We start from the raw sequence: 17,242 nt of genomic DNA, 5'->3' as shown, positions 1-17,242 counted from the left end.
AAAGATCCGGATCGGGATATGCGCGCAAGAGGAGTGAGGCGATATGTTGACGGGTTGGTATCCGAGATTTGAGAAAGGGCGAGGCATCACCAATGTTGAAAAGGCTGATCATCTTGCGTTAGGTGTGAGTGAGGGGGTTATTCCAGGCGACTCCACTTCGCTGATTTCACTGAACTCTACTTATGCGGATTTTGTAGATCGAACATTTTCGATGAAAGGTTTTGCTCCGACCTTGGTCGCAGGTGTCCTTAGTGTTTTTTTTGTCGTTACCGCTATATGTGCGATCGCAAGTATTATTCCTGCTAATCCTTCGATGGCCGAGTTTTTTGCAGCGATTTTTCTGTTAAGCATAACTAGCGGTCTGGTGTATTTCTTCTGGAACCTTGTGTTAAGGCATGACTTTTTTCATATCGGTACTATCCGGTAAGATTTAACAGGCTGACGAGGAAGGTTCATATTTTCAGAAGCAATCTTTCAGGTGGTGAAGTAATCGTGCCGTGGGGGAGTGATGCTCTTTTATTCCATGTTGGACGGGGTAGTCAAAATTCGGTTTTGCGCGATCTACGCTGCCATATCCTTGATAAAAATGGAATTATTATAGAAACGTTTACTGTCGGGATCTTCCATGATGATCCAGGGCGGGTGCGTGAGTGCTGGGAGTTCATTAAACGGTACATGGAGTGGGGTGCGCAACGTGCGGTTTCTCACGACGCGGATAAAGTTATTACGCTGTCCGTGCGTAATACTCTTGTAAATGCTTATCGCTGGACCTGCTTCCTACTTGGAAAGTCGCTGTTTCCTTTCAGGTACTTCTTTTTTCCGTTGTACTGGACGTTGGCGCTAACACGATGGGTGGTTATGCTGACGTGCGCGGTCCCTCGCTTTTCCTCCGCAACCGAAGCTGAAAGTAGATTCGATCCAAATGATGCAGATCGTTGGGAAGAGCCGGACTATATTGATCAATTTGGCGGCCGCCCAGATGTGGTGGCAAGAGCAAGGGAACTCTATCGCGAGCGGCAGCAACGTAAAGGTAAATCTTAGTATTTCCGGAGAATATTTTCGGTGAGGCCGCATGGAGTGCTGTGCAGGCGTGTGTCGCCTGCCCATGGCCTTGATCCGGACATCCTTAGAGGTCTCCGGGTAAACCAACCTCAACGAGACCGGCGATGAGTCAAATCGCTACGAAGTTGAGGCTCGTCTCCGACAGGCTCGCGCATGGTCGATGGTCGATGGTCGATGGACGAGTCAATCGTGACTTATGGGAAAGCCCGCAGCGGCGGGCTCGTGGGCACAAGTAGAGACGGAGGACAGGACGTCGTCACGACTGCATCTGCATACGCGTCGTTGAGGAACTACTGACTTTCAGTCGATTCCCAAACCGAATAGGCAAGCCATCACATGGCAGGGCAAGCAGGATCCCTGCCGCGTACGCTGGCACAGATCTTCGCGCGACACTCCAGGCCCTTGGTGGTGTTCGCACCAGGACACGCACGCAGCTGGGTCTGGATCGTCGATTCGGTCGAAGCAGTCTTCCGCGTTGCAACCTGTTCGAATGCAACGCGTTCGTCATCGGCACGCTTCTTGTCGTCTGCTTCAATTTTCGCGATCAGATCATCCATGGTCTGAGGCTGTGGCGCAGCAGCGCTTTTCTTCTTCTTGCTTTCCTCTTCCTTGATGATGCCCAGCAATGTGCCCAGAAGATTCTCGTCCGCATTTCTGCTGCCTGCTGCAGGGCGTGCGGCCGCTGTGGTGCGCTGTACGCGTGCATCCCGTGCTGCGGGCGCTGGTGTTGCGTTCGCTGCGGCGGCTTCCACAGCCGGTGGCGTCTCGTTGCGGTTCTTGGCATCTGCGCTGTCCGGCGCATCAATGATCATCGCAGCGCCATCGCTGGGGGCAGCAAAGGGTGCGTCGGGGTGGCCGGTAGCGCCGGTTACAGATGAATCTGGGTTTGCATCCGGGTTCAGTGAGTACTCGGTGCTGTCCTGTGACGCGCTGCTCGATAGCCACCACAACGTGGCCGTCGTGAACGACAGTAGAAGTGCGCAGCACGCGCCAACCCACACCCAGACGCGCCGGCGTTGAGTGGGGCGGTCTTTGGTGGCGCGCGACGATGCGGCAACCTGTCGACCTTCCATGTCTGCGAGAATGCGGCCCGTGTTCGGTGCCGGGCCGTTGTTCTGCGCTCCCCCTGAGAGCAGACTCGGCCGATTGATTCCGCCATTATTCAAGTGCTTCCAGCCCTTGGTTTGAGTCGGCTAGTGCCGAAACGAATACGCGCATTTGTAGAGTAAGCCTCTCGATGCGTCAACCAGCATTGTCGTCATGGAGGACCGGTGACTGTAATTGTCGTTGTAGCCATTGTGCTGTTGCTGCTTGTTGCACTGCTTTGTTGGGGCTTGTTGTTTCCTGAGTCGCTGGGTCCGGTGTTTGCGCGATTGCAGGCACGCTGGGCAGCGGCTCGGCAGCGGGCAGGGCGCGCGGGTGATCGTGCAGGTCAGGGCGCGGCGCGTGTGCGCAGTGGGGTTCGTGAAGAAGTCGTTAGTGCGCGCGGTGCGCTGCGCCGCCATTGGCCTGTGTTGGCGATAGCCATCGGGCTGTTGTCGATTCCTCCCGTGATAATTCTGATGTCGCGGCAAACCGTGGTGCTGTCGGATTTTCGCGGAGATGACCTCGCCGAATCCGGCTCGATGGTTGCGCAGCTGCTGCGTGGCGAGCGCTTGACCCCGCCGCCAGCGCCGCCGCCAGAGGTGTTCACCACCACCGAGATTCGTCGCTTGCGACCAGAGATAGTTACGGCTGATCGCAAATGGAACCAGATTGATCCGGATCTGCAGCAACGCGTTCTGGCTATCTACGAAGTGATGCGTCGTCAGTATGGTTACGAGATGGTGCTGATCGAAGGCTATCGCAGCCCCGAGCGGCAGGCCGAGCTGATGGCGGGTGGGAAGGCCACGCGTGCCGGTGCCTGGCAGAGCTGTCACCAATACGGACTGGGTGTGGACAGCGCGCCAATCCGTGACGGGCGTCTGCAATGGGACATGGAAGACCCGTGGACCCGCCGAGGTTATTTTCTGTACGGGGAGCTTGCTGAACAGGCAGGTCTGGATTGGGGTGGGAACTGGCGCAGCATCAAGGACTACGTGCACGTCGAAGACACGGATCGCTGCCGCACCGCACGCAATGCAAAGCGCGATGAACTGCGACGGCAAGGCTTATAAGCGCGGACAAGTGCTGGTATCGTAAGCCGGTGATGACTCGGGTCGCCGTTGGACAGGGGCGATGGAAAGGCCGGGTCACGGCGAATCAAGGAGCATGATGCATGGCACGACCGTTTATCGTTGTCGGTGACAAACTGAGTCATGGCGGTAGCGTGGTGTCTGGCACTGGCCAGACCGACGTCAATGGCAAACCTGTTTCCCGGATAGGGGACCGCGCCATTTGTGCGGTGCACGGGGCAACATCAATCATCAGTGGTGACGCTACCGTCGTAATCGACGGGCAGCCTGTCGCACGTGACGGAGATCGCACTGCGTGTGGTGCCACGTTGTTGGCAACACAGAGCAGCACCGGGTTGGGCTAATCGCAACACGCAGTACAGGAGCGGGCATGGAGCACGGCGACTGATGGCAGGTTGGTTGAAGAACGTGGGGAGCGTGATGATGGTTTTCGTTGCCACCTGGGCAGCGGCCATCATGTACTGGCGTAGCAGCGGCACTACCCCCAATGGCATGCAGATGTTGGCCTATCTCGGCGTACTGCCGGTAGGCTTGAGCGGTGCGGGCTACATGCTGCGCAGCATGCTGTCGCGCGGCGTGGAAAAGGTTGTTGAAACAAACGCGAGCGGCGCTGAGGCGCCCTCTGCTGCGACGGTGGCTGCCCCCGGCGCGGCGCTGCCGTCGATGGCGATAACTGCAGCCAGCATCAATCTGGCTGCGGCTGCGGCTGCGGCTACGGACGCCAACGCAATGTTGGCCGTGGCAACGGCGCTGCCCAGGCCACAGTTGGACAATCGGTTTCGCGACGCCAACAACCTGCCTATCCGGGTCAGCGCGGTAGCTGATCTGGACGAGTGGCTGGTGTTGTCCGAGCGTGAAGGTGATATCGATACCGCAGCCCATGAGCGGCGTGCGACGGCCTTGTTGCAGCCGGTCCTGGAGCAATTGCTGGATGCTGCCTATCTGGCGATGCCAGCAATCGTTGGCGGTGAAGAAGTCGTGGTTGCCGGCTTGCGTCGTCGGGAAGAAGAACGGGTCGATAACGCTCTTACTGTCGAACTCGTGGTTTCACCGGCGTGGTCTGACGGATTGCGTCACTGGGTACAGGCATGGCTGCAGGAGCAAGCCGTGCAGGCCGGCTTGGACGCGCGTCGGTTTGATGTTCGCATCAGTGTGCTCGAGCGCCCCGGGGATGTGTGGGCGCATCTGCAGCGCATAGTGGATGCATTGAGCGCAGGTACGCCGCGCTGGCATCTGCTGGTTTCCTGCTACTCCGCGATTGACGCCGGTGTCATCAACACATGGTTGGCTCAGGGCCTGTTGGCAACCACCCAGAACGCCCAGGGCCGTGTACCGGGCGAGGGTGCGGCCGGTGTGCTGTTGAGCAGCATCGCACTCGCAGGCGAAGGTGCGGGGCGCTTGTGGCGCCCACAGGTCGAGCGTCTGGAGCCGGTTTACGGCAGCCGGCCTGCGGAGCTTCGTCGTCAGCTCGCCACGGCGGCGCAGCAGTGGCTGCAGCCTTTGCTTGCCGATGCGGGCCGTGTGCAGTTCGTGCTGCATGACGCCGATCAGCACCCTGAATCCATTGTCGCCACTGCGGCGGTCACGGCTGCGCTCAATCCGGACCTGGATTTCAGTTCACAAAGCCTTGCCCTTGCAGTGTGCTCAGGTGAGCTTGGCCCGGTGTTGCCGGTTGCCCAGTTGGCCTTGGCCCAGGCGCAGTTGCAACGGCAGTCCGATGCGGTGCTGTTGCTCGGTGTTGCCGATGCGCAGCAACGTTTGTTTGGTCTCGTAGAGCCGCTTTCTTCCCCGACGCTGGCGGCTGAAATGCCAACAGTCAACTAACCCCTGGATTCCCTGCATGAGTTTGAGCAATTTCAGCTACTACCTGCGTGACTATCGCTTGTGGATGGTGATCGGCCTTATCGGCGCCGCGGGGCTGGCCAAGTACGGCGAGGCCGAAGCACGTCAGATCGGCATATGGGCAGCGATTGTTCTCGCAGCACTGTTGGTTGTCGCGCTGATCGTGTGGATCATCAAGCGGATCATGGCGCGGCGCGCAGCACGGCGGGTGGAAGCGATGGTGCAGGGCGAGGCCGACAAGGCCGTGGCCAATGCGCAGCCGTCGCAGCGGGCCGATACCGAAGCCTTGCGCAAGCGCATGCTGGACGCGGTGAAGCAGATCAAGTCCTCGCGGATGGGCATGCTCAAGGGCAATGCAGCGCTCTATGAGCTGCCGTGGTACGTGATCATCGGCAATCCTGCTGCGGGCAAGAGCACGGCCATCCTCAACTCCGGGCTGCAGTTCCCGTTCGAGGACAACCGCAGCAATGTCATCCAGGGGATTGGTGGTACCCGCAACTGCGATTGGTACTTCACCACCAACGGCATCGTGCTGGATACGGCCGGACGCTATTCGGTCAGCACCGAAGACCGCATGGAGTGGCTGACGTTCCTGGGTCTGCTGAAGAAGAATCGACCGCGCGCGCCGATCAACGGTGTGATCATCGCGGTCAGCATTGCCGAGTTGTCCGGCAGCAAGCCGGAATTCGCAATGGAGCTGGCCAAGAACCTGCGCCAGCGCGTGCAGGAAGTCACCGAACAGCTGGAGGTTTTTGCGCCGGTCTACGTACTGTTTACCAAGGCCGATTTGATCGCTGGCTTCAGCGAGTTCTTTGGCAACCTGGACCCGGGCGAGCGTGAGAATGTGTGGGGCGCGACCTTGCCAGCCGATGTGCTGCAGCAGAGTGACGCCTTGACGGCGTTCGACAAGCACTTCGACGAGTTGGCGGACGGCATCAAGGAGATGAGCCTGACCCACATGGCCATGCAGCGGGGGCGCGAAGTCTCGCCAGGCCTGTTGTCGCTGCCATTGGAGTTCGTGGGCATCAAGCCGGCATTGCGCACCTTCATCGCAACACTGTTCGAGGAGAATCCGTATCAGTTCAAGCCGGTGTTCCGCGGCTTCTACTTCAGCAGTGCGTTGCAGGAAGGCCGCTCGGTCCATCATGCCTCCGAGCGCGTTGGGCGCCAGTTCGGGCTGCAGCGCGGCTCCAATGTCGACGAGGCGCCGAGCGGGCAGACCGCGTTCTTCCTCAAGGATCTGTTCCGCAAGGTGATCTTCGCCGACCGCGAGCTGGTCCGGCAGTACGCAAGTCCACACCAGAATCGCCTGCGCTATGGCGTGTTCCTGGGTGCGGTGGGTGTGTTGGCTTTGGGTTTGGGACTGTGGACCTGGTCGTACACCACCAATGCGCAACTGGTCGCCAATGCGACCAAGGATCTGGACCAGGCCGTGCGTGTGCAGAAGGATCGCATGGACCTGAAGTCACGCGTCGACGCGCTGCTGCTGCTGCAGGATCGCATGGAGCAGCTCGATCGCTACAAGAAGGAAGGTGGCATCACCACAAGCCTCGGCCTGTACCAAGGCGACGCGATTCGCGACAAATTGCTGCGCGAGTACAACCACGGCATGCAGCAGGTGATGCTGGCGCCTACCGTATCCAATCTTGAGAATTATCTGGGGCAAGTGGTTGCCGAGCGCGACAAGCTCGGCCAGGCCAACGCTGCCGCTGCGGAAAGCGAAACGTTGTATCAGAACGCATCGCCGACCAGCACCAACGACGCCTACAACGCGCTCAAGACCTACCTGATGCTGGGCAATCCCAAGTATGTGGAAGGCGCGCACCTGTCACAGCAGCTCACCCTGTTCTGGCGCAATTGGCTGGAAGCCAATCGTGGTCAGATGAGCCGTGAGGAGATGGTGCGCGCTGCCGAGAAGCTGATGACGTTCTACGTGGCGCAGGCCGGCAAGCCGGGCTGGCCGCAGGTGCAGAACAAGGTCACCCTGGTCACCGATTCGCGCCAGGCGCTGTCACAGGTCATGAAGGGCCAGCCGGCGATGGAGCGCGTGTTCGCGCAGATCAAGGCGCGCGCCGGTGCGCGCTTTGGCACGGTAACGGTGGATGGCCTGGTGGGTGAGGAGCGCAATGCGCGGCTGATCAATGGCAGCTATGCCATCTCCGGTGCTTTCAGCCGCAAGGCCTGGGAAGACTATGTGCAGGATGCGATCAAGGAAGCGGCCAACACCCAGCTGAGCACAACCGACTGGGTCCTGGGCACAACCGAGCAGAGCGACTTGTCACTTGCCGGCAGCCCAGAGCATGTCTCGCGTGAGCTGGTGACGCTGTACAAGCAGGAATACGCGCGGGAGTGGGGCAAGTTCGTGCAGGGCTTGAGCATTGCCGAGTTCAATACCTTCGACGAGGCCGCCGCCCGCATCAATCGCCTGGGCGACGCCAGCAACTCGCCGTTGCGCACCCTGCTGGAGAAGATCAACGAGGAAACCATCTGGGACAACCCGCCTGCACAGGCGCGCTCCAGCAAGGCCGGCAAGGGTTTCGTGGCCTGGTTCCAACGTACGATCCTGCGTAAGGATCCGGCAGCTGCTGCCGCAGCCGCGCCGGTCGGACCGATTGGCAAGGCATTTGAAGGTATTGCGCGGCTGACCATGCCGCGCGGCGATCAGCCGGCCGTGATCGCGGCGTACTTCGACACGCTGGGCAAGCTGCGCGCCCGTTTGAATGCGATCAAGTCGCAGGGCGACGTGGGTGTGGGCGCACGCAAGCTGATGCAGGATACTTTCAGCAATGAAGGCTCCGAATTGAGTGTCGCGTTGGCCCTGGTCGACGAGCAGGTGCTGAACGGTTTGGATGAGAAGCAGCGCGATGCACTGCGACCGTTGCTGCTGCGTCCGTTGACGCAGACCTTTGCCGCCCTGGTGCCGCCGACCGAAGACGAGGTCAACAAGACCTGGACGGCACAGGTCTATGATCCGTTCAAGGCACGTATCGGCCAGCAGTATCCGTTCAACCTGAACTCGGATGTGGACGCCGCCGCCAGCGATATCGGTGCCATCTTCGGCGCCAGCGGCAGCATTGCCACCTTCAACAAGGACGCGATGGGGGCACTGGTCATCCAGCGCGGGCCCTTGCTTGAAGCACGGCGCTGGGCGGGTATCGGTATCAACCTGTCCTCCGAACTGGTCGCCAACTACGGCAACTGGGTCAGCGGTGCCGGTGCGGGCGCAGCGCAGGACAGCACCATCTTCGAGCTGCTGCCGTCACCGGCCACCGGAGCGGTGGAGTACACCATCGAGATCGATGGCCAGCAGCTGCGCTATCGCAACACGCCGCCGCAGTGGACCACCATGCAATACCCGAACGCGGGTCAGATTCCCGGCGTGAAGATCTCGGCGGTGACCGGCGATGGGCGCACGGTGGAGGTATTCAATGCGCCGGGCTCCAATGGTTTCAAGCGCTTGATGTCCGAAGGGCAGTATGAGCGTCTCGATGACTCCAGCCGCATCACCTGGGAAGGCAGTGGTGTTGCCGTAACGGTGGAAATGCGTGTCGTACGGCGTGCAGGCACGGGCTCTGATGGCAGCGATTGGCAGCGCGGCCTGCAGTTGCCGGAGCGCGTCGCCGGCGGTGCGCCTGTAGCCGCAGCACCGCAGGTCCCCGCGATGCAGGCACCTGCAGCAACTACGCCTGCGACGACGCCGGCGCAGCAGGCTGCCGGAGGTGCGCGATGAGCCGCGTTGTCAGTGCCGGTGTTTCCTATTTTGGAAAGGTGCCCTCGCGGGGCGACTTCGTGCGTGCCGCCGACAACCACCAGTTGCTGGGGTGGCTGGACCGCTGGGCCGGTGAGTCATTGGAGTTACTGAGCCAGAGCCCGGATTGGAAGCAGCGCTACGACGATGCCCCGGAGATCAACTACGCCTTTCTTGGCTCGCGTAGCAAGATGCTGGTGTGTGGTCATTTCCTGGCCAGTCGCGACGCGTCCGAGCGACGCTTCCCGCTGCTCTCCGCATTGCGACTGGAAGCCCCGGAACCTTTGCCGTTCATCGGTCGCAGCCCCTTGGCGCTGTCCAATGCGTGGTCCGGGCTGGCGCGATTGGCTCGCCAGGCCAACGAAGATGCCGATGCCACACAGGCCTTGAGCCAACTGGCAGATGCACGCTTCAGCATCAGCACCGATCCGGCCGACTACAACGCCAGTTTCCATGACTTCCTCGAAGGCACCACTATCGCCAGCTTCGAACAGCGCCTGCGTGAGGCAGGCCATGGCGATGTGTCCTTGCGGCAGGTGCTGCCGGCCTTGGGCTTGTTGCTGCAGCCGGTGCTGAGTGGTGGCGAGGTGACCATCGACAAGGCGTTGGTGCTGCCGCTGGTGCGCGACCCGGCCTATCGACCATTGGTGGCTGCCTTCTGGTTGGACCTGGTATCCAGCTTCGTCAGTCGCGGTGATTTCGAGCTGGCGGTGCTGATCCGCAACGATGCAAAGCCGAACATGGTGATTGGCTTCAACGGTGCTGATCGCATGGTGTTGCGGGCGGCACTGGATCCTTCCGAAGCAGGCGACTACCTGATTCACCTGCAGCACTCTGCGTGGGTGGATGACTACCTGCATGGCGACTACAACTTGAACCGCTTCGGCAGCTTCCTCGAGCGTGACGACCTTGCCTTGGTCACCGCGCGTCGGCTGTTTGGCGAGACTTTCCTGGGAACCTGACGATGCATCTGTTCAAAGTGAGTTACATCGCTGCATTGCTGTTGGCGGCTACGCCTGTGTTCGCACAAACGGCTGCTCCGGCAACTGCGGCGACGCCTGCAGCGGGGGAGCGTCCTGTGGTGATCGAAGGGGTGGTGCCGGATCAGGCCACCAAGGCCAAGTTGCTCAATAACCTGCGCGCGGTCTATGGTGCCGAACGTGTGGTCGATCGCATTCAGGTGGAGAGCATCGCCACGCCACCAAACTGGGGCGACTATGTTGCCGGGATGATCAACACCGGGCTCAAGCGCGTTTCACCCGGCAAGTTGGAGGTCAACGGGCAGTCGGTGCGGATTACCGGCGAAGTGGCCAATGAGGCCCTGCGGCAGCAGGTGGCCAGTGACCTCAGCCTTGCCAGCAATACCAGCTATACGGTCAGCAATGCCTTGAAGGTGGGCTCACAGCAGAGTGTGCTGGACCAAACCCTGGCCAACCGGATCATTGAGTTCCAGAGTGGCAGTGCCAAGCTCACGCCGTTTGGCATGAGCATTCTCGATGAAATGGTGGCGAAGATGGCACAGATGCCGGACAGCCGCTTCCTGATCATTGGCCACACGGACAATGTCGGCCAGCGAGAGTCCAACCTGTCGCTTAGCCATGCGCGTGCGGCAGCGGTGAAGAACTACATGATGTCCAAGGGCATTCCCAGCACGCATATGGATGTGCTGGGCAAAGGCCCGGATGAGCCCGTCGCGGACAACACCACCAACGATGGGCGTGCGCGCAACCGGCGTATCGAGTTCAAGATCCAGTAAGTGCCGGGCCCAGCTTGAAACGACAACGACGGGCTCAAAGCCCGTCGTTATCGTTTTTGACATCGAGCATTTCTTCCATCTGCTCGAGCGTGGTGTGGTCCTTGATGACACGCTTCAACCACACGTGCAGTGGCATCTCGCCCCAGCTGGCGGCCTTCTCGGCCAGGTAGGCGACCGGGCTATGCGGTTCGGTGCGACGGAAGAACTCGGCTACCTGACGTAGCTGCGCCAACGCTTCCTTGCGGCTGGTCGGTGCGCCGGCAGGGCCACGTGGCGCCGTGCTGGCCGCCGCTGGCTCAGCGGTGATCGCTGCGGGCGCGAAATGTGTGCCGTTCGCTTCATCGGTGGTGTCTTCCACCTCGCCGTCGAGCAACATGCCGGCCTCACGTGCGAAGCGGCGGACGGTGCGCTGCAGATGATCCAGCTGCTCACGCACCGAGCTGAAGCTGGGGCCATCCATGCCCAAGCGGCTGTCCACCGCGGCCTGCAACTCATCCAGTGCCTGGCTGCAGTCGGGCAGGGCGGTAACCAGCTGTCGGTACACGTCGTGCGAGGTGCTGCGACGCGCGGCTTCCAGAACATCAAGGCTTGGCCGGCCATCGGAAGGCTCGCCACCATTGGCGTGGGCATGCTCGAAGTCGGCCAGGCTGAAACGACCCTGCGGTGCGACGGCAATGGGTATCGCGCGCAGCCATTGCGCAGTATTGGTCAGCAACCAGCTCAGGTTACCGATGCGTTCCTCGTAGTCGCCGTCATACGCTACTGGATGCACGTCATCCCAATAGCGTTCGCACAGCCCTGCGGTGACCCGGAAGCCTGCGGCCAGGCCGGGAAAGCCCTCCTGCTGGGTCGCTGCCTCGCACAGCCAGCCGGCCAGGCGCAGGTCTTTGGTGCGGGTCTGCAGCAACTGGTTGCAGTCGCGCAGCACGCTGCCCCAGTCCGCATATTTGATATCGGTCTGCCACGCCCCCTGATCCAGGGTGGGGTCATCGGCACGACGGTTTTCGATGATCCGATCAAATTCGGCCGAGAACGACAGGTCTTCACCGGTCGCTGCGTGTCCGTCAATCGGGGCCAGCAGGGCATCCTGATCCAGCATGGCAAATCTCGTTGTGGGTTACCGCCCGATTCTAGCGCGGCTGTGGGCAGAAGAATGTAGCGCTCGGTTGCAGGCTGGCGAAGAGAACGTCGCGCCTGCCTTCATTCAGCAATGGCTGGGCAGCTTGCTCATGCACCCTTGGGGCGATGGCGGACGTGGATGTGAAGGGGATGTCGTTGCACCTGGCCTGCGGCGTCAAGCGCTGGCGTTGCCACGGTCAATCACGGATGGGCAGGTCGATGTGGCTGCTGCCATACCAGCGTACTTCCAATGGCGTTGCTGCATCGACCAGGGTTTCATCACTCGGGTCCTTGCCGCTACCGAGATTGAGTTGTCGATCGGGCTGCTTGATCACCCCCAGCGTCACCACTATGCGGCTGCCTGCAGCGAGCCTGCGGCCCAGCAATCGGGTATCGGTCACGCGCACGCTATGGCGTCGTGCGGGGGCGAGCAGCTGCCGCTGGCGGGGATCGGCTGCATGACTGAGCCGCTGCAGCCAGTACGCAAGATCGAGATAGGTGCCGTCGGCAGTGAGTTCGTAGATGGCGAGCGCGATGTCGGCGTCCTGTTTGTTCAGACTGAAGTCCAATGTGCCTGAGAACGCACCCGCCAGTTCGGTGTCCTGCGCCAACGGTTCGCCCAGGAAGACCAGCCCCGCGTGTGGATCAAGCGTGCGGTTGACGACATTGGGCGGGGCCTGCCAGGCGGCGTCGCCGCGATCACGGAAATCGACCCGCTGCACGCTGCTGCGGGCAGGCGCGGGTTCAACCGCAAGTCGATGACCGCCAGCGCTGGCGGGCAGCAGGTAGAGCCGCTGTTGGCGTGTCGGCATTGCATCAAGCGATGCGACATGACGCCACTGGTTGCTGCCCATGACCTGCCAGTTGACCCGGTCGGCCAGCAGCGGCGGTTTGGCCGCAGCTTTCAGCACATGGTCGAACCATGCAAGGCGCAGCGCCTGAAGGTCCACGCGCGCGACGGGATCAGGGGTATAGCCCTGGACCTGTTCGGGTACGCCAGTCTGCATGGTGAAATGCTCGTAGGGACCGATGAGCAGGGTGTGATCTGCATCCGGGCGCTGTTTCAGGTGCTGGCGGAAGTAGTGCAGGGCGCCGACCTGCGCGCCGTCGAAATAGCCGGTTGTCGCCAGCACCGGGATACCGATGTCAGCGAACTCCCGCGCTTGGGGTATCAATGCCTGCCAGTAAGCGTCATAGGTAGGATGCTGCAGCCAGCGCTCGAACCAGGGGTTCGCCGCGCCGTCCAGCATAGGCAGGTCGCGATAGGCCTGCCCGCTGCGATACCAGTGGCTGTTCAGCGCGTTCCAACGCTCGTTGTCGCCATAGGTTGCATCGTCCAGCGAGGTGCTGTTGGTTGTGTAGAACGGCCATGGGTAGATGAAATTCAGGAAGATCCCACCTTCCATCGGTACGTCGATGCCCGGCGCGGTGGTTGCGGAGGTGGCGATGGCTTTGAGTGCAGGGGCCCGTTGTTTGAGTGCCGCCCATTGCGTGAAACCGCTGTAGCTGCCGCCATACATGCCGACCTTGCCATTGCTCCATGGTTGGGTGGCAGCCCAGGCAATCACTGCCGCGGCATCGCTGCCATCGTGCTCATACGGCCGGATCGGATCAGGGCTGCGGCCCTTGCCGCGACTGTAGGCGACCACGCTGCCGTAGCCGTGTGCAGCCATGGTCTTGGCATCGGACCAGGCCCAGTCGTCATTTGCATAGATGGTGAAGGTCAGCAATACCGGTAGTTTGCTGGCCTTGTTAGGGTGCACGGAAATAACGGAGATGCGCGCGCCATCGGGCGTGGTGATGCTGATGTCGCGGTCAATGCTGTAGCGCCGCGCGTCGTCTTCGCGGATAGCCTGCGGCGCCAGCGGCAGGAAGTCCGCGTAGACACGGTGTACCTGCCATGCGCGCAGCAGGGCAATGGTTTGCTCGTCGTCCAACGCAGCGACACTGTCGGTGGCATTGATCAGTCTGTCGCGTTGCTCGCGTAGCGGTTGCAGGTTGCTGGCGAAGGCGAACTCGGCTTTCAGGGCCGTTGGGTCGTCGAGTCGCTGGAAGTGCGTTTCAAAACATTGCTTCCAGGCATCGGCAAAGCTGATTCCCAGCGCTTGCTGTAGCTGTTTGGCGTTCGCGTAGATTTCGTACTGGAGGTATAGCGGCGGTTGTTGGCGTGGATCGGCGCGCAATGCGCGCAGTTTGCGGATGCTCTCCAGCGCCTGTGGATACTGGCCAGCGACGATCTGCAGGCGGAAACGGGTGTCCAACAGCTGTTGTTCGTCGCCCTGGGGCAGGCGGCCCAAGGCGAGCCTTGCAAGCCCGGGCATGGCTGCATCGATATCGGCGGCCTGTGGCCGCGCCAGCCTGGGAGCTGGCTGGTCCAAGGCCGAGGCAGTTCCCGCGCTGAGCAAGAGCAGTAGGGCAAGCAAGCCACGCATGGGTAGACCATCGGTTTGATCGTCGGTCTTCAATAGCACATCGCCTGGATGAGCGTAATGAGCGGCCTGAGTGGGTCAAAGCCTTGCCACAACGCGGGGAGCCCGCCTTGGAAGCGTTGCTTCTGTCCAGGTTCTGGCAGGCACGCACCGTTGGGCACCAGTGCTGAAAGCAAAACGGGCAGGCCATCGGCCTGCCCGTTGCATTCACAGCCAGAGGCGCTCGGTCAGCCGAGGATGCCCGGCAGGTCCAGGCCCTTTTCCTTGGCGCAGTCGATGGCAATGTCATAGCCGGCATCGGCATGGCGCATCACGCCGGTGCCGGGGTCGTTCCACAGCACGCGTGCGATGCGCTGGTCGGCGGCCTCGCTGCCGTCGCAGACGATGACCACGCCCGAGTGCTGCGAGTAACCCATGCCGACGCCGCCGCCGTGGTGCAGGCTTACCCAGGTGGCACCGCCGGCGACATTGAGCATGGCGTTAAGCAGCGGCCAATCGGAGACCGCATCCGAGCCGTCCTTCATCGATTCGGTTTCGCGGTTGGGCGAGGCGACGCTGCCGCTGTCCAGATGGTCACGGCCAATCACCACCGGCGCGCTCAGTTCGCCATTGCGCACCATTTCGTTGAAGGCCAGGCCGAGTTTGTGGCGCAGGCCCAGGCCAACCCAGCAGATACGTGCCGGCAAGCCCTGGAAGCTGATGCGTTCGCGCGCCATGTCCAACCAACGATGCAGGTGTGGGTCGTCGGCGATGATTTCCTTGACCTTGGCATCGGTCTTGTAGATGTCTTCCGGGTCGCCACTCAGCGCCACCCAGCGGAACGGACCAACACCGCGGCAGAACAGCGGACGCACGTAGGCCGGCACGAAACCGGGGAAATCGAAGGCGTTCTGCAAGCCTTCGTCGAAGGCCATCTGGCGGATGTTGTTGCCGTAGTCGACGGTGGGAATGCCGGCGGCATGGAAGGCCAGCATCGCTTCGACGTGCACGCGCATCGCGGCCTTGGCGGCGTCGCGCACCTTCTCCGGATTGGCCTGCTGTTCGGCCAGCCACTGCTCGACGCTCCAGCCGATCGGCAGGTAACCATGCACCGGGTCGTGGGCGCTGGTCTGGTCGGTGACGCAGTCCGGACGCACGCCGCGGCGTACCAGTTCCGGCAGGATCTCGGCGGCATTGCCAAGCAGGGCGATCGACTTGGCTTCACCGGCAGACGTGTACTTGGCGATGCGGGCCAAGGCGTCGTCGATGTCGCTGGCCTGTTCGTCGACATAGCGGGTACGCAGGCGGAAATCGATGCTGCTCTGGCGGCATTCGATGGTCAGGCTGCTGGCACCGGCCAACGAGGCGGCCAACGGCTGTGCGCCGCCCATGCCGCCGAGGCCGGCAGTGAGGATCCACTTGCCGCTCAGGCTGCCGCCGTAGTGCTGGCGTCCCATCTCGACGAAGGTCTCGTAGGTGCCCTGGACGATGCCCTGGCTGCCGATGTAGATCCAGCTGCCGGCGGTCATCTGCCCGTACATCATCAAGCCCTTCTTATCGAGCTCGTTGAAGTGCTCCCAGTTGGCCCAATGCGGTACCAGGTTGGAGTTGGCGATCAGCACGCGCGGTGCATCCGGATGGGTGGGGAATACACCGACCGGCTTGCCGGACTGCACCAGCAATGTCTGGTTGTCGTCCAGTCGCTGCAGGGTCTCCAGAATCTTGTCGTAGCTTTCCCAATCGCGTGCGGCGCGGCCGATGCCGCCGTAGACCACCAGCGAGGTCGGGTCTTCGGCGACCTCGGCATCGAGGTTGTTCTGCAGCATGCGGAAGGGCGCTTCGGTCTGCCAGGATTTGCAGTTGAGCGTGGTGCCGCGAGGTGCGCGCGGGTTGCGGGAGGGGTCGTGACGGGTCATGCATTTCTCCTGGTAGCAAATTCCATACAAGCGCCAAGCACTTGCTGCAAGGTGTTGCGGACGGGGCTTGCGTGTTCGGGGTCGTAGGGCGTGGGCCAGCTGTGCTCGTCCACGTCCTCGGGTGCGGGTTCGTGCATGTAGCCGCGGCAGCCCAGCTCCATCTGCAGGGTGTGCACGCCGTTGGCGGTGTTGCTGTAGTGGCGGGTGATCCAGCCACCCTTGAAGCGACCGTTGCGCACATGGCTCATGCCGCTCAGCGCACACAGGTTCTCGACCACGTCGGTGAGCGCGTTGTCGCAGGAGGTATCGGGGGCACCGCTGGGGCCGGCGCTGCCGATATTGAACTGCGGCAGTTCGCCCTCGAATAGATGCGGAATCAGGGAGCGGATCGAGTGCGCGTCGTAGACGACAACGGTCTCGTGCTGGGCACGCAGGCGTGCGATCTCGCCGGCCAGTGCTGCGTGGTAGGGATCGAACCAGGTTTCGCGGCGGTACTGGATCTCCGCTTCATCAGGTTCGTGTCCGGCGCGGTACAGCGGCTGGTTGTCGAAGGTGGTAAGCGGACACAGACCGGTGGTGTTCTGCCCAGGGTAGAGGGAGACACCGGATGGGTCGCGATTGACGTCTATCAGCGAGCGCGAGATGGCAGTGCGTACCGTGGTGGCGCCCATCGCCTTGGCGAAGGCATAGAGTTCGTGCACCCACCAATCGGCATCGCGGCGTGCAAGCCACGGTGATACGAAGTGGCCGACGCGCGATGCCGGCAATTCGGTTCCGGTATGCGGGAAGCTGACGATCAATGGAGCGTGACCGTGGTGGATCTGCAGCCAATCAGGGGAGTTCGTCATGGGGATTCCTGGGGTATGGCAGGCGTTGTTCTTCCCTTGCTGGCGGGGGAAGATGCCCGAAGGGCAGAAGGGGATGCTTTGCACGGTAAAGGCCAGAAGCTCCCCTCATCCGGCGCTGCGCGCCACCTTCTCCCGCAGGCGGGAGAAGGGCTTGCATCGCAGCTCGCGGTGAACTGTGCCTGGCCTGGCAGATTGCAGCGTTGCTGGCTGTCGCCTCTCCCGCTTGCGGGAGAGGATGCCCGGAGGGCAGGTGAGGGCGCTCTTCGCGGTGAAGCCGAAAAGCTCCCCTCATCCGGCACTGCGCGCCACCTTCTCCCGCAGGCGGGAGAAGGGCTTGCATCGCAGCTCGCGGTGAACTGTGCCTGGCCT

At 61.8% G+C, this 17,242-nt stretch carries 13 protein-coding genes; 8 read left to right on the top strand and 5 right to left on the bottom strand.

All coding sequences use genetic code 11. From position 1 onward, the window contains the following. The first annotated feature begins 43 nt into the window (after positions 1–43). Both RT131_RS09220 and RT131_RS09215 read left to right on the top strand, forming a co-directional pair. The gene (locus RT131_RS09220) at positions 44–427 is read left to right on the top strand and encodes a hypothetical protein (RefSeq protein ID WP_313172239.1); all 384 of its coding nucleotides are present in this window, start codon (positions 44–46) and stop codon (positions 425–427) included. Positions 428–438: 11 nt separating this feature from the next. Beyond that, positions 439–1,041, top strand: coding sequence for a hypothetical protein (locus tag RT131_RS09215; RefSeq protein WP_313172301.1), 603 nt, complete (start codon positions 439–441; stop codon positions 1,039–1,041). Between the two features lie 353 nt (positions 1,042–1,394). Here the strand turns inward: RT131_RS09215 and RT131_RS09210 are convergent, their stop codons facing one another. Continuing rightward, positions 1,395–2,135: a hypothetical protein gene (locus RT131_RS09210; protein WP_313172237.1), complete on the bottom strand. Its 741-nt coding sequence runs from the start codon at positions 2,133–2,135 to the stop codon at positions 1,395–1,397. Between the two features lie 225 nt (positions 2,136–2,360). On the opposite strand from RT131_RS09210, the gene RT131_RS09205 reads away from it, so the two are divergent. The 6 genes from RT131_RS09205 to RT131_RS09180 all read left to right on the top strand — a co-directional run bounded on the left by RT131_RS09205 (position 2,361) and on the right by RT131_RS09180 (position 10,582). After that, positions 2,361–3,218, top strand: a complete 858-nt coding sequence (locus tag RT131_RS09205) for a M15 family metallopeptidase (protein WP_313172235.1) — start codon at positions 2,361–2,363, stop codon at positions 3,216–3,218. A 101-nt stretch (positions 3,219–3,319) separates the two neighbouring features. Then, positions 3,320–3,580 (top strand): PAAR domain-containing protein, encoded by a 261-nt coding sequence (locus RT131_RS09200; RefSeq protein WP_313172233.1) that lies wholly within the window; start codon positions 3,320–3,322, stop codon positions 3,578–3,580. A 43-nt stretch (positions 3,581–3,623) separates the two neighbouring features. Next, positions 3,624–5,060, top strand: a complete 1,437-nt coding sequence (locus tag RT131_RS09195) for a hypothetical protein (protein WP_313172231.1) — start codon at positions 3,624–3,626, stop codon at positions 5,058–5,060. A 16-nt stretch (positions 5,061–5,076) separates the two neighbouring features. After that, positions 5,077–8,808 carry a type VI secretion system membrane subunit TssM gene (tssM, locus tag RT131_RS09190; RefSeq protein WP_313172229.1) on the top strand — a complete coding sequence of 1,244 codons (3,732 nt, stop codon included), beginning with the start codon at positions 5,077–5,079 and terminating at the stop codon, positions 8,806–8,808. Next, positions 8,805–9,788, top strand: coding sequence for a type VI secretion system-associated protein TagF (gene tagF, locus RT131_RS09185; RefSeq protein ID WP_313172227.1), 984 nt, complete (start codon positions 8,805–8,807; stop codon positions 9,786–9,788). The genes tssM and tagF overlap by 4 nt, the downstream gene beginning before the upstream one ends. A gap of 2 nt (positions 9,789–9,790) precedes the next feature. Beyond that, complete coding sequence (locus tag RT131_RS09180; RefSeq protein WP_313172225.1) at positions 9,791–10,582, top strand: OmpA family protein; 792 nt, start codon at positions 9,791–9,793, stop codon at positions 10,580–10,582. 34 nt (positions 10,583–10,616) lie between these two features. Here RT131_RS09180 and tssA read toward each other — a convergent pair whose 3' ends face one another. The 4 genes from tssA to hutG all read right to left on the bottom strand — a co-directional run bounded on the left by tssA (position 10,617) and on the right by hutG (position 16,873). Then, entirely contained in the window at positions 10,617–11,681 is a 1,065-nt protein-coding gene (gene tssA, locus RT131_RS09175) for a type VI secretion system protein TssA (protein ID WP_313172222.1), read from the bottom strand. Between the two features lie 217 nt (positions 11,682–11,898). Next, positions 11,899–14,079 (bottom strand): CocE/NonD family hydrolase, encoded by a 2,181-nt coding sequence (locus tag RT131_RS09170; RefSeq protein WP_313172220.1) that lies wholly within the window; start codon positions 14,077–14,079, stop codon positions 11,899–11,901. Between the two features lie 278 nt (positions 14,080–14,357). After that, positions 14,358–16,025, bottom strand: a complete 1,668-nt coding sequence (gene hutU / locus RT131_RS09165) for a urocanate hydratase (protein ID WP_313172218.1) — start codon at positions 16,023–16,025, stop codon at positions 14,358–14,360. Next, a complete protein-coding gene (gene hutG, locus RT131_RS09160; protein ID WP_313172216.1) occupies positions 16,022–16,873 on the bottom strand; it encodes an N-formylglutamate deformylase in 852 nt (283 codons plus the stop codon). Before hutG ends, hutU begins: the two co-directional genes overlap by 4 nt. Positions 16,874–17,242: the final 369 nt, after the last annotated feature.

Origin of the sequence: Stenotrophomonas sp., assembly GCF_032066555.1 — a bacterium.
GTDB lineage: Bacteria > Pseudomonadota > Gammaproteobacteria > Xanthomonadales > Xanthomonadaceae > Stenotrophomonas.
Note: the sequence above shows the minus strand (reverse complement) of the source record. Positions and strands in the feature narration are given on the sequence as shown.